The sequence below is a fragment of the Pseudomonas sp. SID14000 genome (genome assembly GCF_002165135.1).
In the GTDB taxonomy this organism is placed as follows: domain Bacteria; phylum Pseudomonadota; class Gammaproteobacteria; order Pseudomonadales; family Pseudomonadaceae; genus Aquipseudomonas.
The window spans coordinates 1-244 of sequence record NZ_NFZQ01000204.1 but is presented as its reverse complement, the minus strand read 5'-3'; the positions used below and the strand labels follow the sequence as shown (position 1 = coordinate 244).

The window sequence follows — 244 nt, the reverse complement described above, 5'->3', positions numbered from 1 at the left end:
TGGGCCGGGTTGCTCAGGGTCACGGTGTAAGTGATCACGCCACCTTCGGTCACCGACGGGTTCGCCGTCAGCGTCGCGGTGGTGGTGTCCACCGAGTCGTTGATGGTGGTCTGAGCTGGCGTCGGGTTCGGCACCAACTGCTCGAAGTTACCGCCCGTGGCGCTTTCGATGGTCACGCTAACGGTCGAGCCGTTGTTGTAGACGTCGTTGGCCGGGGTCTCGAAATCAACGCTGCCCTGGGTCT

The 244-nt window shown here is 63.1% G+C and carries 1 protein-coding gene; it reads right to left on the bottom strand.

The window, feature by feature from the left end:
- Positions 1-244, bottom strand: a 244-nt coding sequence (locus tag CAY82_RS25565) for an immunoglobulin-like domain-containing protein (RefSeq protein WP_140399200.1), incomplete at both ends; no start/stop codon positions are given.